The following is a 23786-nucleotide window of genomic DNA, read 5'->3' as shown; positions in this document are numbered from 1 at the left end:
GATGGGGTATGAGAAATGGGTGAACGGAAGAGTATTCTTCACTCATAACACATTTCTCATAACTCTTCACACTTCACCACTTACTATTCACTACTAGGGGAGGTATTCTTTGGTTTCTACAAATACACGTTCAGAAGGGTGTAATTTAGGCACAAGTGCATGATAAGTAACATATCTTGATCTTCCTCCATAATTCTGTAGAAAGTCTACAAACAAAGTATATTCATTATATCGATCCTTTTTAAAGACATATCGGATATCTTCTGTATTAGATTCGACCCAATACTGACCTATAATAAGATCAAAGTTTCTAAAGTCAACGGATGTATTACAACCTTGAACTAATCTTCTATAATCAATGGCATTGTTGATGATTAGGAATTCATTTCCTTTAAGCGTAGGTACGTACAAATTTTCTTTTGTATTATAACAGCCATATTGTTCTAGATTCTCGGTTCTGATAAAAATATCCGTATCAAAGTAATCGTCATTTATAGAGCAACTATTAAATAATAGTAGGGACCCTAGGAGTAGATAATATTTTTTCATGATTGCTTTTATTTTAAATGTGTGGGGATTAAACAAATTGGTATAGGGTTTATCTTGTGTTGATTTATGCGATTTAAACGCGTATAGATAGCGAATACTTCTTTTTCTCTGCCTTGGAAGTCCTCGATTGTTTTTCCTTGTTCTACGGCGGTCATGGCTTGTTCTAGTTCGTCATACGTTGCTCCCAACTGATCTTCATCTGTGCGATCATCTCCAAATAAACCATCTGTAGGCCTAGCTTTGATAATGCTTTGAGGAATATTCAGGTATTCGCCAATTAAACGTACTTGAGATTTCAATAGATCGGCTATAGGGCTTATATCAACCCCGCCATCGCCATATTTCGTGAAGAAACCTACACCAAAATCTTCTACTTTATTTCCCGTACCAACTACTAAAAAACCGTTGATTCCTGCATAATAATATAACGTTGTCATACGCAGTCTTGCTCTTGTATTGGCAAGAGTAAGCTGTAATAGCTGTTCATTTTCAGTTGGTGGAACCTGTTGTTTAAATAAGTCAAAGGTTGAAGTTAAATCAGAAACTACCGTGCGAACTGCGCTGAAATTGTGTTTTAAAAAATCAAGGTGCTCTTTGGCTCTATTTACTTGTGATTCGGCTTGATGAATTGGCATTTCAACACAAAGTAGTGGCAAACCCGTTAAAGCACATAACGTAGAGGTGACAGCAGAATCTATTCCACCAGAAATTCCTATTGTGAATCCTTTAATACTATTAGCTAAAGCATAATTTTTTAACCATTCAACAATATGTGCGGTTACCGCTTCGGTTTTAAAGTTTTGATTCATGATGGAAAATTTATGATTGATATGTGTTTCTTCTTTTTATATTTGTAGCTAGCAGAAAATAATTCAAGAATACTATGTTCAAAATTAGTAAAATATCTTTACCTATATTGTTGGTTTCTAGTTTTTTTGTTTTGAGTTGTGGTAACTCAACAACGAAGTTAGATAAAGAAGTAGAACAAATCCCGATGAGCGTTGTTGTAGAGCGTTTCGATCAAGAATTTTACACTGGAAAAAAGGAAAATTTCCAGTCTTTAAAAGCGAAATTTCCTTATATGTTTCCTGCAGGTGTTGCAGATGAAGCTTGGTTAGAGAAAAAACAAGATACAATATTTAGAGAGTTATATCAAGAAGTAACTCAGCAATATAGCGATCTGAAAACACTACCTGAAGATTTAAAACGCCTTTTTCAATATATTAAATACTATTATCCCGAGGAGTCTGATCACAAAAAAGTGATTACCGTTATTTCAGAAGTAGATGTTTCTGCCAAGGCAATTTATGCAGATACTCTGGCTTTGATTAGTTTGGATACGTATTTAGGAAAAGACCATCATTTTTATAAAGGATTTCCACAGTATACACTCACTACTTTTGAGCCTTCTCAAATATTGCCAGATATGGCAGAGAGTTTTGTGATTCAAAAGTTGCCTAATACTGCGGATCGTACCTTTTTAAGCACGATAATCCAAAAGGGTAAGGTAGTTTATGCGAAAGAATTAATGTTGCCTTTAGTGCCTAAGGAGACCTTGATGACTTATACCAAAGAACAGTTGCAATGGTGTGAGGCAAATGAAGCGCAGATGTGGCGTTATTTTGTTGATAATCAATTATTTTTTGAAACGGATGCACTATTGACTACTCGTTTTATAGAACCAGCTCCTTTTAGTAAGTTTTATCTAGATATAGATAGTGCATCTCCTGGACGTGTAGGGGTATGGATTGGCTGGCAAATTGTTCGTTCATTTATGGAAAATAATAATGTAACTTTGCAAGAGCTTTTTGCAATGAATGCAAAAGATATTTTCGAAAAATCAAAGTATAAACCCAAGAAGTAATAGTAATGAGTACAAAACATATTTCTGATATTCATATTAGAGTTGAATTAGATGAGAATCGCGTTCCAGATAAATTAACATGGACGGCTAAAGATGGTGGTGTGGATATGGCTAAATCTAAAGCGATGTTATTATCAATATGGGATGATAAAGTACAAGAAACACTGCGTATTGATTTGTGGACCAAAGATATGCCTGTAGATGAAATGAAGAAGTTTTTTCATCAAACGTTGGTAGCTATGGCAGATACCTATGAAAGAGCTACAGAGGATGAAAAAATGGCTGCAACGATGCGTGATTTCTGTGCGTATTTTGCAGAAAAAACCGATTTAATTGAGAAGTAATAATAAAGGGCGTTTTAACTACTAAAACGCTCTTTTTTTATACAATCATTAGGTTGCATCCTCGGATATCAGAATGATCAAATCGACCTAAAATTTCAAAACTTCCATCCTCATATTTCTTCCCTAGGTCTTGGGTAGCTATGAAAGAGCAAGAATTGATATTAGCTAAATCAATAACATTGACGCCTCCTGTTTTTCCGTAGGTATCAAATCGCGTAAAAGGATCTTGCGGATCTCTAATCACAATATCCATCCACATCGGGCATTGAAAAATTCCATCCCCTAAAGAATAGGCTTGTGAAAGTAATTCGGTCATTCCATATTCAGAATGGATTTTAGTTACGCCAAATCCTTCACAAAGGATCGTATGGAGCTCTTCTCGAATCATTTCTTTTCGCTTTCCTTTCATTCCTCCAGTTTCCATAATAATAACATTACTTAAGTGCATTTGTTGCTTTTCAATAAGGTCTAATAAGGCATAAGTAACTCCTAAGAGTAGAATGTTTTTACCTTCTTGATCGAGTACATGTAAATGAGTAATTAGTTCCTCATAATTATGTAAATAGAAACCACTTTCTGGATGATTTGATTTTTCAATAAAATCTTGTGCCATATAGATTAAAGAAGACCCCTCTCTTTCTAAATAAGAAGGAAGTAAAGCTAATACGACATATTCTTCAATAGGTCCATAAAAGTAAGAAAATCCTTTTCTAAAGCTTTCTTCGTAATACTTCAAATCTGTGACCTGATGTTTACTTGTGATTGCTCCTGTTGTACCACTACTTGTAAAGGTAGTTTCAATCGGATTTGTACTACTTAATACGTCCTTGCTTTTGAAAAATTCAATAGGTAAAAAGGGTACTTGTTCTAAGCTTCGAACTTCGGAAGGCGTTTTTCGAATGAGGTTACAAAATTCATGATACACCTTGTTATTCTCATATTGAAAACGATAAATTTTCATCGCTATTTTATGAAACTCTTTTTTAGTCTGTATGCTAATGATATCTTCTGGTGTAAACACAATTCAATTATTTGCTACAAAAATACAATAAAAAAAGCATCATTGTTGACATGATGCTTTAGATTTAAAGGGTATACTATGGGTTACTTCACTATTAATTTTCGAGTAGCGGAAGCATTATTTTCTTTTATTTTGATAATATAAATTCCCGCAGTTACAGCACTTGGTAAGTTTAATTCTTTCGAACTCAATTGAGTTGAAAAAATCTTTTTTCCTACTACACTGTAAATTTCAATGTCTTTCGTTTCATTTGTTTTGGTTTCTATTGTAATTTTACCATTAGTTACCGCAGGGTTAGGATAAATAGAAAGGCCTTCAATTGTTTTCACAACCGTTGTTTTATTTGGAGGTATAGCATTACCGCTAACTTGAGCAAAACCCAAATTAGTTAGGAAGGCAAAAACTCCAATAAATACGCATTTATGAAAGTAATTTTTAGTCATTCAAATGAAATTTATACCATAAAAGTAGTGAATATTTCTTATATACGAAAAAAAATATTTGCTTTTTTAGGGCAAATATTTTTTGTTAACATAAATTGGTGACTTATTCTTGGTATAAATTGTAAAAATCAAAGTCTTATAAACCTACCGTCCATCCTTTTGTCCATTCAGGAGCATTCGTGCTATTACCCGCACCTTGGTTTTCTCCTTCTACAAATACGCGATTTACATCTACAGATTCACCTGCTGTATTTTTGCCTTTGGCTTTTTCTGTAACATCGATTAATTTAACATTAGTGATTAGTAAAGAACCGTTTCCAACGTTGGCAATTGTTTCGTCGTGCTCAACGTCAAAAGCTGTTTTCCATCCACTTAATACTACGTTTTTCATTTTTCCTTTTGTTCCCTCACGTAGTTTCATCGCTGTTCCTTCTCCTTTTTTGGCTGCAATTAAGGTAATACCATCAATTGTAGGGTTAGAATAAGGCTCTGCAGTTCTTGTTTTAGCATTGTTATCCGCTTCGAATCCTTTATCAGCAGTTCCACTTTGTTTTGAAAACCAAAATTTATTTTCTTGTCCATTCCATCCTTCAGTCCAGTCAAATTGATCATCATCATTATGCGTCGAAACTAAGTATTGTACACTTACTGTACCACCAAACCACTCAAATCCATCATCAGACCCTTCGTGTGCTTGTACATATTCGATTTTTGTTCCGCTACCTACTCCAAATAAAGATAATCCGTTGAATTCTTTTTCACTGTTAAAGTTGGCACCTGCGTACTCGATTCTTAAAAAGCGTATTGATCCTGAATTGTCATTCGCAACATCTCCACCATAAGTTAAATCAGATACTTCTGCAGTAGCTGTTTTTGCTTTGTTAATAGGTGCTTTACCACATATTACTAAACCACCCCAGCTTCCTCTTTTTTTCTCAAGAGCTGTCATTACTACTGGATTTGTAGTTGTACCTTTTACAAAGATTTGTCCTCCTTGTGCAACGGCAATGTACGAAGATGTTCCTCCTGTACCAACGATTTCAACTCCTTCTTCAATGTTTAAGGTTGCTCCTTCTTCAACAACTAATTTTGAAGATAAGTTATATTTCTTATTTTTTTCTAACGTAAGTGTTTGTCCTTTTTTTACAGTTTGTCCAATGTTCTCTGTTGGATTAGGACCTCCTCCGTTACCACCATCATTTGAATTGTCATCAGATGAACAGCTTGCGATTAAAACTGATACTAAGGCGATAGATAAACCTGATTTAAATAATCTTTTCATAAAGTAATTGTGTTATTTTATTTTAACTGATACAAAGATTGTTTAGAAACGTGAACTGAGCGTTAGTATCCTGTCATAAAATTGTTAGGATTAAACACTTGAATATTATAAAATTGTTACGTAATTGAATGTTGTGTTAGCACAATACAACTAACAACAAAGGCATAAAATGAAAAAGCCTGCACTTGCAGGCTTTTACGTGAAATAAGATTGTTTTTATTTAGAAGGTATATTTAAAGCCTAAACTAAAGTTTTGTCCTAGTTTGTAGGACTGTACTAAAACATCTTGGGTTAGGTTTTCTTGTTTTCTCTCTATTGCGGGATCTAGTAAGTTTTTAGCATTAAAACTCATACCGAATCTTTTTGAAAAATCGTACTTGAAGGTGAAATCTAAAAATCCAAAGGCTTTATCTACTAAGTTTCCACTCTGTTCTGTTCCCAATGAATAAAGTTTATCAGAGAAATGCGCATAAGAAAGTGTAGCCATTAATTTTTGATCATTCTTCCATTCTTTGATGTAAGAGATATCAGCATTAAGTAGTAAATCTGAAGCTCCTGTAAAACTAGCATTGTCATGCGTAAAAGAGGTGCTTAAATATTTATTTTCGCGATTTACTTTTTCATTGTCTAATTTCTGGTAGGTTTTCATTACTGAAGCATTTAAACCTCCCGTAATTTTATTAGTCATAGCATCATCAAAACTGAATAAGTTTTTGCGAATTTCAATTTCAATTCCTGCCGCATACCCATAATCTCCAGTGTTTGCAAAAGTAATATCGTTGGATGATGAGGCCGAAACAATTTCATTGATTGGGTTTTTAATGTATTTTCCAAAAACAGTAGCTGAAATTACTTCGTCTGTTTTGGGAAAATACTCCCATTTTAAATCCACATTATAATCATCAGAAGCATATAAATCAGGGTTACCTACTTTAATTTCAGTCACATCTTCGTAGATGAAACGCGCTCTTTCTTTAAACTGTGGTAAAGTGTATGTTTTGGATAAAGCAAAACGCAAATTATTAGTATCGTTTACTTCATATTTTAAAGATAAGCTTGGTAGGAAAGCGTTTTTCGTAAATTTATTATTTGTTTCCTCTGTATCAAGTTGTGTTTGCCAAGTAACATCTTGTGAAATTGTTTCAAAACGAGCACCTAATGATCCAGAAAGTTTATCTGTTAATCGGTATTCAACATTTACAAAACCTGCATTGATTAAAAGTTCACCATCGTAGGTTTGTGGTCGCAAGGCATTAGGTGTCCCCGATCCTCCTCTAAAAGTATAGATATCAAAATAACCCTTGGAAAAATTAGTTGGATTGAAGAAATTATCTAATGCATTTGGATTAATATTGGTATTGTAATCGCTATTAATTTGGAATACAAATTGAGTAGCTTTGAAATTTCTTTCTTTTTTTCTGAAGTTATAACCTACCGTTAGTTTACCGTCAAATAAGTTTTCTTCATTTTTACCAAATTTATAGTCTGCGGCTAGATTGGCTGCAAATTCATTTTCTTTTAAATCTTCGAAATAACGGTTGTTGTCTGATCTAGAGTTAATGGAGAATTGGTAACTGTCAAAATCTTTTAGTTTGTTCAGTGTATATTGTTGTCTATCTGGGGTTTGAGAAGATATGGTGTTGAATGCTGTTCCCCAATTCAAATCAAGCTGATCTGTTAGTTTGTGATTTCCCAATAATTGGTTCACCATTAATTGATCTTGGCGATACGTTTGTCTATTTACATAGGTAAATTCGGAGTTATCTAAGGTAATATCTCGCATGTATCCTTTGTAATCTTCATTTTTTTCTTTGGAATCATTGACAAATAAGAAGTTGTATTTGATTGAATTTTTTGCATTAATGTCAAATAACGCATTTAACATACCCGTTGTATTTGTACTGTATTCAAAAGAATCTAAAGTCAAATCTTTGGTGAATGAGTTTTGAGCTTGTGCAGTTCTTGTAATACCTTCTTTTTGTTTGAAATTATTGCCAAATGAAGCCGTTGCAAATAGATGTAAGGCGGATTCAGTACCAAAGTAGAAGGATTTACCTGTGTTGATGTTTAATCCTGCGCCCCAAGGACTACGGGTATCCGTTTGTGTTGAATTTTTAAAATTGTAATTAGTTAAAGCATTAGCAGGAATTTTACTATCAGAAAAACCCAAATAACTGCGGTTAGCTAGTGTTTTAAAAGCATCTTGTTTTACTGCATTTGTGTTTATGCTTGTTCCTAATCCGATTTCTACATACCCTTCTCCGGAATGGTTTTTAGAAATAATATCGATATTTCCTCCTGCAAAATCGCCGTAATTTCTGGCGAAATACGTTTTGTCAATGGCGATATATTCTACAATATCCGTAGAGAAAATATTTAAATCAATGTTTTTCTTTTCCGGATCATTTGATGCTAGAGGTAATCCGTTTAATAAGGTACTATTATAACGATCGCCTAAACCGCGAACGAAAATAGTTCCAGAGCCTTCTTGTTTCGCAACTCCCGTTGTTTTGGCAACAGCACTTGCAACATCACTTACTCCTTTTCTGGAAAGTTCTTGTGAACCGATATGTTGTTTCATCTCCACTGAACGTTGTTGCTCAATTAATAAGGTAGCTTCTTTTGATTTTGAACGGGTTGCTTGTACAATTACACCTTCTAATTGTACACTTTCCGAAATTAAATCTACCGCAATCTCTAGTATTTCATTTGCTTTTATCTCAACTGATTTATCTACAGAGGTATAACCTACATAGTTGAAAGTTAAAATTTGTTTGCCTTCAGGAACTTCTAAGGTAAAAAAACCATCTAAATCGGTATTTACACCTTGCGTTGTTCCTTTAATACTAACTGAAGCAAAGGCCAAGGGTTCTTTTGTTGCAGAATCTTGTAAAATACCTTTAATAGTTCCATTAGTTGCCCAGGTTATTTGACTGATAAATAATAGGACGAATAATAACTTTGATTTCATATTTGTTATTTTATTTAAGCTAGTGCAAAGAACAAGCGTAAATATGTCCTGTGTGTTATCAGTTCTTTAACACATTTTATAGTAAATGTTATTAAATAGTTACGAGATTAAATAATTGTAAACTTTACTTAACGTAATGTATTATCTTTATCTTTGAACTGTTTTATAACACACATATACAAAGAATGAAAAATTCAGACATTAAGGTCTTATTAGTTGACGATGAGCAAGATATAATCGAAATCATCAGTTATAATTTAGAGAAAGAGGGGTATCAAGTACTAACAGCTAGGAATGGAAAAGAGGCGATAGAAAAGGCTAAAAAAGAGCTTCCGCATCTGATTATTCTTGATGTTATGATGCCTGAAATGGATGGAATGGAAGCTTGTGAAAATATTCGAAAAATGGATAATTTGCAAAATGTTATTATTACGTTTTTAACGGCAAGAGGAGAAGATTATTCACAAGTAGCTGGATTTGATGCGGGCGCAGATGATTATATAACCAAGCCTGTTAAACCGAAGGTTCTAATGAGTAAGGTTAAAGCATTATTGCGCCGATTGAAGAGTACCGATGAAGTAGAAAATAGCGATATTATTCAGATTGGCAATATAGAAGTGAATCGCGATGAATATAAGATTTTGATTGATGGCGTGGAATTGTCTTTGCCAAGAAAGGAGTTTGAGTTATTGTACTTATTAGCATCAAAACCAGGCAAGGTATTTACCCGAGAAGAAATTTTAGATCGCGTTTGGGGAAATGAAGTAGTAGTAGGAGGAAGAACCATTGATGTTCACATTCGCAAGCTAAGAGAAAAAGTAGGGGATGATTGTTTTAAAACAATTAAGGGAGTTGGATATAAATTAGATATGTAATTTTAATGTCAACACGCTTTAAAAGATCCTATAAATTTGCTGTTAAATCAGCCTTGTTACTAACAATTTGTTCACTTGTTATTACATTACCTTTAATTTTTTTGGTGAAAGAAGGCCCTTGGGCACTTTTAGCCATACATACCCTTTTAATTTACTTTGCTTCTTTTTTTGTTATTCAATACCGAGTAGAGCATTTTATATACCGTCGAATCAAAAAGATTTACGATAAAGTTTCTCTCTTAGAGCATACGGACCTTCGTGCCAATGCAGTAACAACAGATATGAAAACATTGACAGAGGAAATTGAGAAGTTCGCCACCCACAAAAAAATAGAAATCGAATCCCTACAAGTTCGAGAAGAATATAGACGCGAATTTTTGGGCAATATATCACACGAATTAAAGACACCTTTGTTTATGATACAAAGTTATCTTGAAACCTTAACGGATGGTGCGATTGATGATTTAGAAGTTCGAGATCGATACTTGGATCGCGCCGCACAAGGTGTGGATCGCTTGATTTATATTGTAAAAGATTTAGATATGATCTCTAAATTGGAATCAGGAGATTTACATCTTAATAGTGGGGTATTTGATTTGGTTGAGATGATTCAAAATGCCTTTGATTTCTTAGAATATAAAGCAAAAAAGAAAAATATTTCTCTTCTTTTTGATATGGGCTATAAAGCACCAATCTACGTGGTTGGAGATAAAGAGCGCATTGGACAAGTGATTACCAATTTGATAGAAAACTCCATTAAATATGGCAAAGAGAAAGGCACAACTGAGGTTAGCATTGAAAACCTTGTTAAGAATAAACTAATTGTACGCATCACAGATAATGGTTTAGGTATTCGAAAAGAACATATTCCTCGTTTATTTGAACGCTTTTACCGCATTGATAAGAGTGGAGCAAGAAGTGTAGGAGGTTCAGGCTTGGGCTTGTCCATTGTCAAGCATATTGTCGAGGCACACGATGAACATATCTATGTGGAAAGTAGTTATGGCTATGGGTCGGAATTCTCTTTTACTTTAGAGAAAGCAGCCGATGGAAATAGCTAAAACACAAGTTAATTTGCGTTCCCTATAAAAAGGTTTTACTTTCGTTATATTTATTTAATTTTGCATCGAATTTAAACGAATAGCCCTGTGGGAAGTAAAAACAAGTTAAAGCGATTTAGAGAAAACGAAACTTTTGGTAATGTTTTCCAGCCATCAAGAGAAGAAGTGATTGCTAATTTACCGCAAAAAGGTAAATGGGCAGAAGAAATATTTAAAAACAATAACCCTATTGTTTTGGAATTAGGATGTGGAAAAGGAGAATATACCGTGGAGCTCGCTCGTCGTTTTCCCAATACAAACTTTATTGGCATTGATATTAAAGGGGCTCGTTTTTGGAGAGGAGCTAAAACTGCTGTTGAAGAAGGCCTGACTAATGTAGCCTTTATGCGTACGCAGATTGAGTTAATTGAATACGCTTTTGCCAAAGGAGAAGTTAGTGAAATTTGGATTACTTTTCCAGATCCGCAAATTAAATATAAACGCACGAAGCACAGATTGACTAACTCCGAGTTTTTACAACGTTACAAAGGCATTCTAACGGATGACGGAGTTGTTAATTTAAAGACCGATAGTGAATTTATGCATGGATATACTTTAGGCTTGTTGCATGGCGAAGGACATGAGGTAGTGTATGCCAATCATCACGTATACAAAAATGATGGTTCACCTGCTATTGTAACTGAAATTCAAACGTTTTATGAATCCCAGTATTTAGAACAAAATAAGGCTATTACTTATATTCAATTTAGAATTAAATAAAGAATGGTCGATTACTTTATATTATTATTTTTTGGTTTTTTAGCAGCAGTCATAGGTGTTTCCCTTCCGGGATTATTAAATATGACGGCTGTTAAAGTGGCCCAAGAAAGGGGGAAACAAGCTTCTATTTTATATATATTAGGCGCTTTGTCTGTCATCTTTATTCAAACCTATGTAGCTGTTTTTTTTGCCAAATTGATTGATTCAAGCCCTTTCATAACCGAAATCCTACATGAAATAGGGTTGGTTATTTTTGGTGCATTGACTATTTATTTTTTGGGATTTGCCAAGCGAAAAAAAAAGGAAGAAAATACGGCTGTTAAACGTTTGAAAAAACCTTATGTATATGGGGCTCTATTGGCTTTAATTAATGTGTTTTCTATTCCCTATTACGTCTTCTTGAGTGTCACCTTAGCTTCTTATTCTTATCCTATTTTTGCATGGGCGTACACCGTTATTTTTTCTGTGGGTGTAGTTTTCGGCTCAGCAATGATGTTCTATGCTTATATTTCTATCTTTAAGAAAGTAGCGAATGAGAATGCTTTTCTTTTGAGAAATATCAATTATATTATAGGTTCCATAACGGCAATTGTCTGTTTGATTACCCTTTATAAATTACTTCGTTAGTGCTTGAGTCAACTAATTTTTTTGAACGCGTTTATGCAGTTGTACGAGATATTCCCTATGGAAAAGTAACAACTTATGGTGCAATTGCAAAAGCAATAGGAGCTCCTCGTTCAGCAAGAATGGTTGGTTATGCAATGAATGCTTCTCATTTTGACGATTCTGTTCCTGCCCATCGGGTGGTAAATCGCTTAGGCTTATTAAGTGGAAAACATCATTTTGATGGAACTAACTTAATGCAACAATTACTGGAAAGTGAAGGTATTCTTGTTAAAGATAACCAAGTACAGAATTTTAAAGCGTTACTTTGGATTCCTCCCGTTCATTTTTAATTTAAATAAGCGGAAAATTAAGGCTGAAATAGGTCAAATTATCCTTTCTCTTAAAGGTTAAATAACCTTTGTGCATTTCTACTATATTTTTAGACAAAGGCAAACCAATCCCCGCACCATCTTCGCGTGTGGTATAAAATGGAATGAAAATCTTCGCTTTAATTTCTTCTGGAATTCCCTTACCATTATCTATAATATCAATCCAAAGGCGATTGTTGCGTTCGTATAAATGAACGCTAATCTGTTTTTCTTCTTGATTTTTTACCGCATAAATAGCATTGGTTAATAAATTGATGAATACTTGTTCCATCTGTTTTGAATCCCAATATTGAGAAAGTTGCGTATCAATCTGAGTGTGAAGATTGATGTTGTTTTGTTGGCATATAGGCTTTAGAATAGCTAGGCTATTTAATAGAATTTCACCACTGTTTGTCCATGTTTTGGTAGGACTTGGCAACATGGTAAGTTTGCGGTAATTATCAATAAAATCACGCAAATGATCGGTTCTATTCGCGATAGTTTGAATACTTAGTTTTAAGTCGTCCATATCATCTTCAGTTAGAGCCGTTTCTTCTTCTAATATCTCTAAGGTAGTATGGGCTAGCGAATGAATCGGGGTTAGCGAATTCATTATTTCATGAGAAATAACTTTCATCAAGTTTCCCCAAGTATCTTTTTCTTTTTTATCTAACACTTTTTGAATCGAATCAAGGAGTACAATGTAAAATTCTTGATTCTGACTTATTGTTGTTGACGTTTGTAGCATGAATGTTTGTTTTTCTTCTCCATCCATACGCAAATCAATGGAGGTTTTAGACTCTTTGAATTCCAATTGCTCCAAGTATTGGGTGAGATTAGGAAGTAAGCGCGCGAGATTCTGCCAAGATTTCACTTTGGGAATATCGAACAGTTTGGAAAAATAATCATTGACTAAGAAAATAGTCCAACCCGTTTTCTGACGTTCAAAAATAAGGATTCCTGTTTCTAAATTGTTCAAAATATTGAGATAAACAAGCTCTTTGATTTCGTTTTGCTCTTGTTCTTGTTGGAGTTTTTTATAGAGTGTTTGTAAGTTGCTAAAAGTTTCATTCACTTGTTTTTTGTTTGATTTTAGAGAGAAATCATTGTAAATCATCGCTAAAACCAACCGGTCAATACTGCCATAATACTTCTTTTGAAAGCTGTATAATTCGATAAGCCCTCCCATAATAACTAGAAGCACAATAAAAAACGTATAAACATACGATTGACGAAACAAGCCTACAGCAAGTAATGTAAGGATAATCAGTACCAGAATACGCACAAAAACTTTCAAGTGAAATGACATGGTCGATAGGTTTTAGTTTTTAATATTGTATTTTTCGAGTCTTCGGTATAAAGCAGCTCGTGATAAGCCTAATTCATCTGCAGCCTGACTTATATTGCCATTCCATTTTTCTAAGGTTTTACTAATGGTGGCTCTTTCTCTATCTTGAAGGGTATTGTCATCTAAATTGGCTTCTTTGATAGCCACAGCAGAAATACCAAAGTCTTGCAACGTTAATTCTTCAGCCTCAGTTAAAATTAAGGCACGTTCTACTCGATTTTGCAATTCTCGAATATTTCCCTTCCATTCATAATGGCATAAGGATTCTAACGTATAAGCAGGTATTTGCGGAATTTGAACTTGATACTTATTAGCATATTGGGTGATAAAGAAATCCAATAAAGCGGGAATATCTTCTGTTCGCTCTCTCAGTGAAGGCAATGTAAGAATCACGGTATTGATTCTGTAATACAAATCTTCTCGGAAAACTTTTTGAGCGACTTCCATTTCAATATCGGCATTCGTTGCTGTAATGATGCGTACATCGACAGGACGCGACTGAGATTCTCCCAAACGAATGACTGATTTGGACTGAATCACTTGTAATAGTTTGGTTTGTAAATGGAGTGGAACGTTTCCTATTTCATCTAAGAAAATAGTTCCTCCATGAGCCGCTTCAAAACGACCAGCTGTATCCTGTTTGGCATCCGTAAAAGCCCCTCTGGCATAACCAAATAATTCACTTTCAAAGAGATTTTCATTTAGCGAACCTAAGTCAACGTGCACAAAAGGTTGAGTTTTTCGGGTTGAATTTTGATGGATATATTCTGCTAATACATATTTTCCCGTTCCGTTTTCTCCTAAAATAAGGGTGTTAACTTCGGTTTGAGCTACGCGTTGCGCCATGCGATAGGTTGCCTGAATGGCAGGGGAAGTTCCTTCAAAATACGTAGTTTCTTGATTGGATGGAACCGTTACTTCTAATTCTTTTTTACGTCGTTGTTGGACCGCTTTTTTAACGATATCAACCAAGTGGTCATTATCCCAAGGTTTTAAGATATAATCAATGGCACCTAGTTTAATCCCTTCTACAGCTGTTTCTACATGTCCATAGGAAGTCATGAGGATGATTTGAGCAGTAGGATATTTTTGTTTAATTTCTTTAAACCAGAAAATACCCTCTTTCCCATCTTCAAAACCGACGCGATAATTCATGTCTAAAATAATGACATCAACAGCCGAATTGTTTAAAATTTCAACTATTTTTTTGGGATTATTATTCGTCAAAACGGATTCAAAATGACGTTTTAAAAGTAGCCTAGCAGCAATCAAAACTTCAGTATTGTCATCAAGAACTAGAATTGTAGCGTTTGTTTTTCTCATGTTTAAGCCTTGTATTAGTTAAAACCGAACATTTTTATGTCCACTATCGAACACTTTGGAATTGGTTTGTTATTTATTGTTTTGATTTACAGTGTTTTGTGTTTTTTTTATTTCGTGGCATGCTTTTGTTAGTACTTCTGTAAAAGAAAGTACCATGGACAGGGTTTTGCCTCGTAAAAATAGAAAAAAACAAAAGATTTTACTAATCGGATGGGGAGTGTTACTCCTAGATCTTACTTCATATAGGGCTTTTTTTTAGGCTATTGTTTGAAAGGTTTCAAAAAAGAAATTCACCTAGCAGAAGTTAAAGAAGAGGTTTTATGAAGAATATTTATCTTTGAGTAAATGGAATCAGACCGTTGAGCGTTTGTCCTACGGCAAAAGCGAAAAACAATTGAATCAAGTGGACGTAAAGCAACTCAATTTTTCAAGGCAAGAAAAAATGAAGCTACAAGAAGGAAATAGTATGAGAATCACGTTTTTTTGTCTGGGAAAGAACAACGACTCTTATTGGCCAAAGGAAGTGTTAGGGTCGATAACAATGGAGAAGGGAAGGGGTATAGGTACATAAGAACAATAAAGCAAAATACGACAAGTAGAATTAGGACGTGAACATCCAGCTTATCTCGAAGTGGTTTCTGGTTTGTCAGTTGGATAAAAAGTTGTAATATCAAGTTATAAGAAGTATTTAAACGTGAATTATTTACAGTTAAAGGAGTAGTTATGGTTATATCAATAAAACAATTGTCCCGTATTTTTCAAACGGAAGATGTAGAGACAACAGCGTTGAATGAGGTTTCATTAGAAGTTAAAAAAGGGGAGTTTATTTCGGTTATGGGTCCCTCGGGCTGTGGTAAATCAACCTTACTAAACCTTATAGGATTATTAGATGATGCTACTTCTGGCAACTACCTTTTATTAGCAAAAGAGATGGTGGGTTTGACAGAGAACCAACGAGCCATTATTAGAAAAAAAAATATTGGATTTATCTTTCAGAATTTCAACTTAATTGATGAATTATCCGTATTTGACAATATTGAATTGCCTTTGATTTACAACAAAGTGCCTAGTAGTGAACGCAAAAAACGCGTCATGGAAATTGCAGAACGCTTGAATATTGTACATCGATTAAAACACTATCCACAACAACTTTCAGGAGGACAACAACAGCGAGTAGCGGTTGGAAGAGCGTTGATTAACAATCCGAAAATTATTTTAGCCGATGAGCCAACAGGAAATTTAGACAGTAAAAATGGCGCTGAAGTAATGGAATTATTAACAGAATTACACCAACAAGGAACAACCATTATCATGGTGACCCACTCAAATCAAGATGCCTCCTATTCGGAGCGTACGATTTTGATGAAGGATGGAATGATTTTATCTGAAAAGATAAATACTAAAATAGTAGATGTTTTTGCCATTTAAACCCAAAATATATGATACGTTTTTTTTTAAGTTTATTAGTGATGTTGTTTACGTTGCTTGCTAATGCACAAGCAAAGCAAACACATACAATTGCGGGAAAAGTAACCAAATTAGTTGCATCAATGCCTGTAGAAGTCAATGTAGATACTAATTCAGAATCTACTGCTGTTCGTGTAGAAGGAGTACAAACCGATATTGAAAAGATTACAGTCAAACAAGTGGGGAGTGTACTTTATATTGATATGAGCACAAAAAAAAATAAGAATAAAGTTATTTATAATTCTAAAATAAAAGTTTTTATTGCGCAACCTAAAATTGTTGATTATGATATCAGTACTGCCGTTCATGTACATGCAGATGGACGTGTACAGGGAAATATGGTTACGATTAAAGCCGATGCAGCAAGTTCATTAAATGCTAATTTCACAGCCAATACGGTGAATGTTAATTTAGATTCAGCCTCTAAGTATGAAGGTGATATTATAGCGAAGAATATCAAGGTAAGTATTGATAGTGCAGCAAAAGTGATATTGACAGGTGATACTGAAAATTTAGTAGTTATCGTAGATAGTGCGGCTAAATTTGATGGAAAAAGTTTGAAGGCCAAGTTTGTTAAGGTAGAGGCAGACTCTATGGGAAAAGCGGAGGTTTATCCAATAGAAAGTTTAAATGCTTATGCAGATTCTATGGGAAAAGTGATTTATTACAATACACCTAAAGAGTTGAAAAAATACACAGATTCTATGGGATCTGTTAAATCTAATTAAACACGGCCATGCTATACAGTTGGTTACATACATTTAGTAAAAATATTCAAAAATCCATTTGGTTTTTTTGTTGGACAATTTTAGGTTTAGCTATTGGTATAGCGTGTTTGCTGTTGTCCTTTTTTTTCTTGCAAGCTGAATGGAGCTATAATAAATGGATTGCGGATGTAGACCAACTATACGAAGTGAACGTAAGCGTTGGAGAAGAAGCAAATCCCATTGTTGTACCCGCTGCGGTTGGGCCACAACTACTACAACAAAACAAGATAGAAAACTATTGCTATTATGCCTTAGATTATATTGATTTTTATGCAGAAAGTAACTTTGAGCAAGCGGTAGTAGGTAAAATATTAAATACACAACGTACTTTTTTTGAATTTTTGAATTTTCAATTTATATATGGAAGTCCAGACCAGGTATTAGAAAATTCCAATCATATCGCTATTTCTGAAAAAATTGCAAATCAGTTTTTTCCAGATCAAAATCCATTAGGACAAATCCTGTCTTTAGCTCATAATGCTTATACAATTGCTGGAGTGTATAAGTTGGATCAAAAAGCGACTATCATGCCTGATATCGTTTTGATGAACATGGAATGGAATGAGGAGGTAAACGCTTCTTTATGGCAAGAAAACGGCGGTGGATTACTTGTTAAAGTAAAAGATGAAAGCAAACTTGGTGAAATTGAATCAAATCTTGTATCACTTGTTGAAAACAATCAAGAACAAGAGTTTGGATCCCATGAGAAGAGGGCAAAATACAATGTTTTGCTTTCTCCATTCAAAGAAGGGCGTTTCATTTCTAAACAGACAGCTTTATTGGAGGGAAGAACCAAAGTAGAAACATTGAATTTATTAGTGGGGTGTTCTCTTTTGATTTTTTTACTTGCTGTATTAAATTATATCAATCTAAATCAGGCGGGAATCCTTGCGCGATTGAAAGAATTTCAAGTTCGGTCTATTCTCGGTAGCTCCAAAGGACAGTTAATGCTTCAAATTGGTTTTGAAACATTATTGAATGTTTTAATGGCTTTGGGAATTGCGTTAGTTCTGGTTGAATTTAGCTTACCCATATACAATGCATTCTTACATCAAACTATCGATGTTAATCATCGCGTACTCTGGGGTGGAATTTGCGTAATGATTGGTCTCATCGTACTTTTTGCTGGAGGTATTCTTTCACTATATGCTTCTCGACTTGTCCAGCAGATGTATAAAGGGAAGGTATATATCAAGCAAAAAAAAGGACCTCAGTTAAGAGAAGTCAGCTTATGTCTGCAAGTAGCGATTGCTTTTTTCTTTTTAGTAGGTGGATGGATTATTGCAAGACAAGTACAGTATATGGAAGATAAATCCCGTGGATTTGAAGGAGAACAAGTCGTTCAAGTGAAATTATTTACCCAACAAATTCGCCGTAAGTTATACCGAAATGACAAGCTAATTCAAGAAATTAAAAAAATAGAAGGCATCAAAGAGGTTGCCCTATCTACGATTGCTTATGAAGACAAGTCAATTAAAACTAAATACACTGCTTATTATGGCATGCAACAAATTCCAGATTTTGTTATGGAAGGCATCGATGAGCAGTATATTGATTTAGTCGAATTTGAAAAGGTAGCTTATCAACCTATTGAAGTGGATAGCCTGCCAAAAGTTTGGATTAATGAACAGTTTGCCTTAAAAATGGGAGTAACTCCTAAAGAAGCTTTGGGCAACGTAATTTCATATGATCGAAGTACTTATTTGATTGAAGGAGTGATTAAAAATTATTTTAGCAATGGTTTTGAAGAAGCGATACAACCTATTGTATTGTTTCGATGGAAGGATATTGGATTTCTACCGTATAAAATTAAGTATGTATCGATAGAATTGGATACGAATTTTAATACACTCGAAACCTTAGAGCGCTTGCATGCTTTCTGGATGGTGAATGTAGATTATGAATATCCTTTTGAACAGCAAACCATGGTTAAACAATTTGAAGAAAATTATCAACATATAAAATCGCAAAAACGCATGTTTAAGGCCTGGGATATGGCTGTTGTTTTTATGGCCTTATTTGGCTTATATGCTAGTTTATCCCTTTATTTGGAACAGAAGCAAAAGGAAATAGTCATTCGAAAAATTGTTGGTGCTAGTACGCGTGAACTTTTCTTTTACTTTGGTAAACCTTTCTTTATTGTTGTGATTTTGGCTTGTTTATTCGCTGTCTACCCCATTTGTTGGGTAATGAATGCTTGGTTGAATAAATTTAACTACAGACAAGAAATAGAGCTTTACCCGTTTATCGTTTCTTTTTTTATTTTGGTCCTTTTGGTTGTTTGTATGGTCTGGGCCAAAGTTCGAATCGCAACAAAAATGGATCTTATTAAACGCATTAAATACGAATAAATTTAAAAAATTATAGAATATGAAAAAATTAGCTTTGGTATTCCTATTGATGGGAAGCGCCGTATTTGCACAAAAGCAAGAGACAAGACAAGTACAGGATTTTTCAGCAGTACAAGTTTCACAGAGTGTCCAATTGGATTTTACCTTTGGTGGAGCTAAGTCAGTTGAGGTGCAAGTACAAAATGAAGGTGATTTACAATATGTAAAAACAGAGGTGAAAAATGGTGTTTTACAAGTGTATATCGACAAACCGAAAGGGGTGTTTAATACTTCAATTAATGGAGTTCAAGTGAAAGTAAGTAACCCAACTTTGACAGGAGCTTATGTGTCTTCATCCGCCAAATTCAATGTGAAGAATAAAGTGGTAGCTAAAGATTTTAAAGCAACAGCAAGTAGTTCAGGAAAATTTGAGGCAGATTGGATTCAGTCCGATAATTTGACTCTTACAGCGAGCTCCTCTTCCAAGATAGAAGGCAAATTTGAAGTAGCAAATTCAGCTTCTATTGAAGCAAGCTCCTCTGCTAAAATTGATTTAGATTTAAAAGGAAATAAAGTAGAGGTAACCGCAAGTAGTTCCTCTAAGATTGAGATGGAAGGAACAGCTAAAGACGTGAGTGCTACAGTTTCGAGTTCCGCTCAAATTGAGGGGAAAGATTGGACTATCCATACCCTTAATGCTAAAGCAAGTTCATCGGCATCTATGCGCTTGACGGTGACTAAAGAAGTAATCGGAAAAGCAAGTTCATCCGGAAAAATTTCTATCTATGGATCTGCTTCTTTAGTTGATGTAAAAAAATCATCTGGAGGAAAGATTGAAATAGTGAAATAACTATAACATATGGTTTCTACTGGTTTAAATTAGATCTATGGTATTTTAAAAACTACATAATTTTGACCAGTGGAACCCATAAAAAAAGGGATATACGATGTAGAGAGAATTTTCGAGTCTTAGTTTAAAAATTAGTTTCCCACACTCCAATGGCCACTTGATTAGAACAAGTGCTTGCTATTATTGAGCCTTATATTTTTTTCATTCTATGAGCGGAGGCGTGTCAAAATTGAAGTGGGAAAGGCATTTTATATCAAATAGAAGCACAGCAAACGAATTTTTTTGCGTTCGTGTTTGAAAGGGAATTTGTTGGATTTAATACGGTTTATCAATTTAATCCTAGACTTGAAATCGAGTATTCTTTTGGCTCAATAATCCTTTCAAACAACACTAGTTAAATACGAGAATGGAAAGGCAGATGTTTTTCATTTAATACGGCAAAAAATCAGGTATTAAATGCCGAATTCGCGTTGATTCGGAATGAAATAAAAAGCATTTTTTTAGTTAAAAAAAGGACCCTAAACTACACGAACCACCTATAATACCAAGGGCGTTAGTCATTTGTATTTAGAATATATTAACATCCAAATTTCAAATATAACTGCTATATTTGCGTAAGTCAAGATTTATATTAAAATATTGAAAACTAATCGCATATAATGAAATTAGATAGAAAAGATATTCTGAAAGCATTAGAGACTATTTCTATTGCTGGAGAAGGGAAAAATATGGTTGAAAGTGGGGCAGTTAACAACGTAATGACTTTTGGAGATGAGGTTGTTGTTGACTTAGTTTTGGCAACACCCGCTTTGCATATTAAGAAAAGAGCCGAAGTAGATGTGATGAAAGTGATTCACGAACTGGTATATGAAAAAGCAAAGGTAAAAGTTAACATCAAAGTTGAAGCACCTGAAAAACCAGAGATAAAAGGAAAAGCTATTCCAGGTATTAAAAATATCGTTGCGATTTCTTCTGGTAAAGGCGGTGTAGGGAAATCTACAGTTACAGCAAATATTGCTGCAAGTTTAGCGAATATGGGCTTTAGTGTTGGCGTTTTAGATGCAGATATCTATGGTCCTTCGATGCCTATTATGTTTGATGTAGAAAATGCAAAGCCTATTTCCGTTGAGGTAGAAGGGCGTTCTAAAATGAAACCGATTACTTCGTATGGCGTTGAGATTTTATCTATTGGTTTCTTTACAAAAGCAGATCAAGCTATTATTTGGCGAGGTCCTATGGCTGCCAAAGCCTTAAATCAAATGATTTTTGATGCTGATTGGGGTGAATTGGACTTCTTGTTATTGGATTTGCCTCCAGGTACTGGAGATATTCACTTGTCTATCATGCAATCACTACCCGTAACAGGTGCTGTAGTGGTATCTACCCCTCAAGCAGTAGCTTTAGCTGATGCTAAAAAAGGAGTTTCGATGTTCGCTTCAGAAAGTATCAATGTGCCCGTCCTAGGGATTGTTGAAAATATGGCGTATTTCACACCAGAAGAATTACCAAACAACAAATATTATATTTTTGGAGAAAACGGAGCTAAAAATCTTGCAGAAGACTTAGCTGTACCTTTCTTAGGAGAAGTACCTCTTGTTCAAAGTATTCGCGAATCTGGCGATTTTGGTCGTCCAGCGGCTTTACAAAAAGATACAATTGTTGCTAAAGTATTTGAAGAAATTACTAGAAATGTCGTAGAGCAGGTTGTCTTACGCAATGACTCATTACCTCCTACAGAGGCAATTAAAATTACCACTATGGCTGGATGTTCAGCAGTAGGAAAAAAATAAAACCATTTTATATACTAAATATATGGCATCAGAAACTATCAGAGAAAACGTTATGAAGGCGTTAGACGAGATTCGCCCGTTTTTACAAACCGATGGAGGAGATATTACATTAGTTGAGATAGTTGATAACAAGCACGTGAAAGTTCGCTTAGAAGGTGCCTGTACAGCTTGCAGTGTGAATCAAATGACGTTGAGTGCAGGGGTTGAAACTACAATTAAAAAATATGCACCACAAATCGAGACGGTAGTTAATGTTGGATAAAAATAACATGGTCAACCCTTTGCTAAAGAGAGAGTTCTCTTGGTGACTGGTTGACTTTTATCATTTTTAATAAACATTACAAAGGGTACCTTTGTATTAAAGAACTACACCATGATTGAAACCGATATAATTATTATTGGAGCTGGACCAACAGGTCTGTTTGCTGTTTTTGAAGCAGGCTTGTTAAAATTGAAATGTCATTTAATTGATGGATTGCCTCAACCTGGAGGACAATTAACAGAGCTTTATCCGAAGAAGCCTATTTTTGATATCCCGGGATATCCTTCGGTTGGAGCGGCAGAATTAGTTGATAATTTAATGGAACAAATTAAGCAATTCCAACCGGGGTTTACCCTAAATGAAGTTGCTGAAACAATTGAAAAACAAGAAGACGGTACGTTTATCGTTACCACCAATAAAGGTACAAAACACCACGGTAAAGCTGTGGCAATTGCTGGAGGTTTAGGTTCTTTTGAGCCACGTAAGCCAGAGTTAGAAAACTTGGCTTTTTATGAAGATAAAGGCGTGGAGTATTTCGTGAAAGACCCAGAGGTGTTTGCAGGTAAAAAAATAGTTATTGCTGGTGGAGGTGACTCTGCACTTGACTGGAGTATTTATCTAGCTGATCTTGCGGCAGAAGTGTATTTAATACATAGACGTAATGAATTCAGAGGAGCTTTAGATTCTGTAGAGAAAGTACAAGCATTAAAAGATAAAGGAAAAATTAAATTAATTACACCAGCTGAAATTGTTGGATTAAAAGGAACAACAAAACTGGAGGCTGTTGTTGTGGACTGTGAGGGTGTAAACCAAGAAGTTCCTTGTGATTATTTTATTCCTTTATTTGGGTTGACACCTAAATTGGGACCGATTGCAGATTGGGGATTAGAAATTGAAAAAAATGCAATTAAAGTAAATAATGCATTAGATTATCAAACCAGTATCCCTGGTATTTATGCAATTGGTGACGTTAATACATATCCAGGGAAATTAAAGTTGATTTTATGTGGTTTTCACGAAGCAACTTTAATGTGCCAAAGTGTGTACAATTTGATAAATCCTGGAAAGAAATACGTGTTGAAATACACCACTGTTTCGGGTATTAATGGATTTGATGGTACGCGAAAAGAAGCAGAAAAAGCTGTTGTTAAATCAATTGAATAGTCATGTCAGATATTAAAATTACAATTATTGATAGAGAAGGGGTAGAACACATTGTCGATGCGCCAACAGATATGAGTATGAATATCATGGAAGTGGTTCGTGCCTATGAATTAGCACCCGAAGGAACTATCGGTATTTGTGGTGGAATGGCCATGTGTGCGTCTTGTCAGTGTTACGTACGCAATGCAGAGGAAGTTGATTTGCCAGAAATGAATCCCGAGGAGGAAGCAATGCTTTGGGAGGCCTTAAATGTCAAAGACACTAGTCGTTTAGGTTGTCAAATAGGTATTTCTCCAGAGTTGGAAGGTTTAATTATTGAACTAGCTCCTGCAGAGTAAATGA

The 23786-nt window shown here is 34.7% G+C and carries 23 protein-coding genes; 15 read left to right on the top strand and 8 right to left on the bottom strand.

The features are described from left to right. Positions 1-93: 93 nt before the first annotated feature. On the bottom strand, positions 94-549 hold the full coding sequence (locus ACMHJ2_RS13710; RefSeq protein WP_413513429.1) for a hypothetical protein: 456 nt from the start codon (positions 547-549) through the stop codon (positions 94-96). 8 nt (positions 550-557) lie between these two features. Beyond that, the gene (nadE, locus tag ACMHJ2_RS13705) at positions 558-1358 is read right to left on the bottom strand and encodes an NAD(+) synthase (protein WP_413513428.1); all 801 of its coding nucleotides are present in this window, start codon (positions 1356-1358) and stop codon (positions 558-560) included. A 74-nt stretch (positions 1359-1432) separates the two neighbouring features. On the opposite strand from nadE, the gene gldB reads away from it, so the two are divergent. Further along, on the top strand, positions 1433-2413 hold the full coding sequence (gene gldB / locus ACMHJ2_RS13700) for a gliding motility lipoprotein GldB (protein ID WP_413513427.1): 981 nt from the start codon (positions 1433-1435) through the stop codon (positions 2411-2413). A gap of 5 nt (positions 2414-2418) precedes the next feature. After that, complete coding sequence (gldC, locus tag ACMHJ2_RS13695) at positions 2419-2757, top strand: gliding motility protein GldC (RefSeq protein WP_413513426.1); 339 nt, start codon at positions 2419-2421, stop codon at positions 2755-2757. Between the two features lie 37 nt (positions 2758-2794). On the opposite strand, the gene ACMHJ2_RS13690 is transcribed toward gldC, so the two are convergent. The 4 genes from ACMHJ2_RS13690 to ACMHJ2_RS13675 all read right to left on the bottom strand — a co-directional run bounded on the left by ACMHJ2_RS13690 (position 2795) and on the right by ACMHJ2_RS13675 (position 8474). Continuing rightward, positions 2795-3778 (bottom strand): acyl transferase, encoded by a 984-nt coding sequence (locus ACMHJ2_RS13690; protein ID WP_413513425.1) that lies wholly within the window; start codon positions 3776-3778, stop codon positions 2795-2797. An 83-nt stretch (positions 3779-3861) separates the two neighbouring features. After that, positions 3862-4221 carry a T9SS type A sorting domain-containing protein gene (locus ACMHJ2_RS13685; protein WP_413513424.1) on the bottom strand — a complete coding sequence of 120 codons (360 nt, stop codon included), beginning with the start codon at positions 4219-4221 and terminating at the stop codon, positions 3862-3864. A gap of 136 nt (positions 4222-4357) precedes the next feature. Then, on the bottom strand, positions 4358-5503 hold the full coding sequence (locus ACMHJ2_RS13680; protein ID WP_413513423.1) for a hypothetical protein: 1146 nt from the start codon (positions 5501-5503) through the stop codon (positions 4358-4360). 220 nt (positions 5504-5723) lie between these two features. Next, positions 5724-8474: a TonB-dependent receptor domain-containing protein gene (locus ACMHJ2_RS13675; RefSeq protein ID WP_413513422.1), complete on the bottom strand. Its 2751-nt coding sequence runs from the start codon at positions 8472-8474 to the stop codon at positions 5724-5726. A gap of 185 nt (positions 8475-8659) precedes the next feature. Here ACMHJ2_RS13675 and ACMHJ2_RS13670 point away from each other — a divergent pair, with 185 nt between their 5' ends. The 5 genes from ACMHJ2_RS13670 to ACMHJ2_RS13650 all read left to right on the top strand — a co-directional run bounded on the left by ACMHJ2_RS13670 (position 8660) and on the right by ACMHJ2_RS13650 (position 12125). Then, entirely contained in the window at positions 8660-9349 is a 690-nt protein-coding gene (locus ACMHJ2_RS13670; RefSeq protein WP_413513421.1) for a response regulator transcription factor, read from the top strand. A 5-nt stretch (positions 9350-9354) separates the two neighbouring features. Beyond that, positions 9355-10410, top strand: coding sequence for a sensor histidine kinase (locus tag ACMHJ2_RS13665; RefSeq protein ID WP_413513420.1), 1056 nt, complete (start codon positions 9355-9357; stop codon positions 10408-10410). An 87-nt stretch (positions 10411-10497) separates the two neighbouring features. Further along, entirely contained in the window at positions 10498-11169 is a 672-nt protein-coding gene (trmB, locus tag ACMHJ2_RS13660; RefSeq protein ID WP_413513419.1) for a tRNA (guanosine(46)-N7)-methyltransferase TrmB, read from the top strand. 3 nt (positions 11170-11172) lie between these two features. Then, positions 11173-11796, top strand: coding sequence for an amino acid permease (locus ACMHJ2_RS13655; RefSeq protein WP_413513418.1), 624 nt, complete (start codon positions 11173-11175; stop codon positions 11794-11796). Beyond that, complete coding sequence (locus ACMHJ2_RS13650) at positions 11796-12125, top strand: MGMT family protein (protein ID WP_413513417.1); 330 nt, start codon at positions 11796-11798, stop codon at positions 12123-12125. Before ACMHJ2_RS13655 ends, ACMHJ2_RS13650 begins: the two co-directional genes overlap by 1 nt. Position 12126: 1 nt before the next feature. Here ACMHJ2_RS13650 and ACMHJ2_RS13645 read toward each other — a convergent pair whose 3' ends face one another. Further along, positions 12127-13452, bottom strand: a complete 1326-nt coding sequence (locus ACMHJ2_RS13645; RefSeq protein WP_413513416.1) for a sensor histidine kinase — start codon at positions 13450-13452, stop codon at positions 12127-12129. Positions 13453-13464: 12 nt separating this feature from the next. Further along, positions 13465-14814: a sigma-54-dependent transcriptional regulator gene (locus ACMHJ2_RS13640; RefSeq protein ID WP_413513415.1), complete on the bottom strand. Its 1350-nt coding sequence runs from the start codon at positions 14812-14814 to the stop codon at positions 13465-13467. A gap of 723 nt (positions 14815-15537) precedes the next feature. Here ACMHJ2_RS13640 and ACMHJ2_RS13635 point away from each other — a divergent pair. The 8 genes from ACMHJ2_RS13635 (at position 15538) to ACMHJ2_RS13600 (ending at position 23782) form a co-directional block, all read left to right on the top strand. Beyond that, the gene (locus tag ACMHJ2_RS13635; RefSeq protein WP_413513414.1) at positions 15538-16242 is read left to right on the top strand and encodes an ABC transporter ATP-binding protein; all 705 of its coding nucleotides are present in this window, start codon (positions 15538-15540) and stop codon (positions 16240-16242) included. Positions 16243-16253: 11 nt separating this feature from the next. After that, positions 16254-17009 carry a GIN domain-containing protein gene (locus ACMHJ2_RS13630; RefSeq protein WP_413513413.1) on the top strand — a complete coding sequence of 252 codons (756 nt, stop codon included), beginning with the start codon at positions 16254-16256 and terminating at the stop codon, positions 17007-17009. An 8-nt stretch (positions 17010-17017) separates the two neighbouring features. Continuing rightward, complete coding sequence (locus tag ACMHJ2_RS13625; protein WP_413513412.1) at positions 17018-19399, top strand: ABC transporter permease; 2382 nt, start codon at positions 17018-17020, stop codon at positions 19397-19399. 19 nt (positions 19400-19418) lie between these two features. Then, positions 19419-20228, top strand: coding sequence for a GIN domain-containing protein (locus ACMHJ2_RS13620; RefSeq protein ID WP_413513411.1), 810 nt, complete (start codon positions 19419-19421; stop codon positions 20226-20228). 659 nt (positions 20229-20887) lie between these two features. Then, entirely contained in the window at positions 20888-22018 is a 1131-nt protein-coding gene (locus tag ACMHJ2_RS13615; RefSeq protein WP_413513410.1) for a P-loop NTPase, read from the top strand. A gap of 22 nt (positions 22019-22040) precedes the next feature. Further along, complete coding sequence (locus tag ACMHJ2_RS13610; protein WP_413513409.1) at positions 22041-22280, top strand: NifU family protein; 240 nt, start codon at positions 22041-22043, stop codon at positions 22278-22280. 111 nt (positions 22281-22391) lie between these two features. Further along, complete coding sequence (locus tag ACMHJ2_RS13605) at positions 22392-23444, top strand: NAD(P)/FAD-dependent oxidoreductase (RefSeq protein ID WP_413513408.1); 1053 nt, start codon at positions 22392-22394, stop codon at positions 23442-23444. Between the two features lie 2 nt (positions 23445-23446). Further along, positions 23447-23782 (top strand): ferredoxin, encoded by a 336-nt coding sequence (locus ACMHJ2_RS13600; RefSeq protein ID WP_413513407.1) that lies wholly within the window; start codon positions 23447-23449, stop codon positions 23780-23782. Positions 23783-23786: the final 4 nt, after the last annotated feature.

This window comes from Myroides odoratus (assembly GCF_965118575.1).
Classification (GTDB): Bacteria; Bacteroidota; Bacteroidia; order Flavobacteriales; family Flavobacteriaceae; genus Flavobacterium; species Flavobacterium odoratum_B.
The sequence above is the reverse complement of the archived record's forward strand: the minus strand, read 5'-3'. Positions and strand labels throughout refer to the sequence as shown.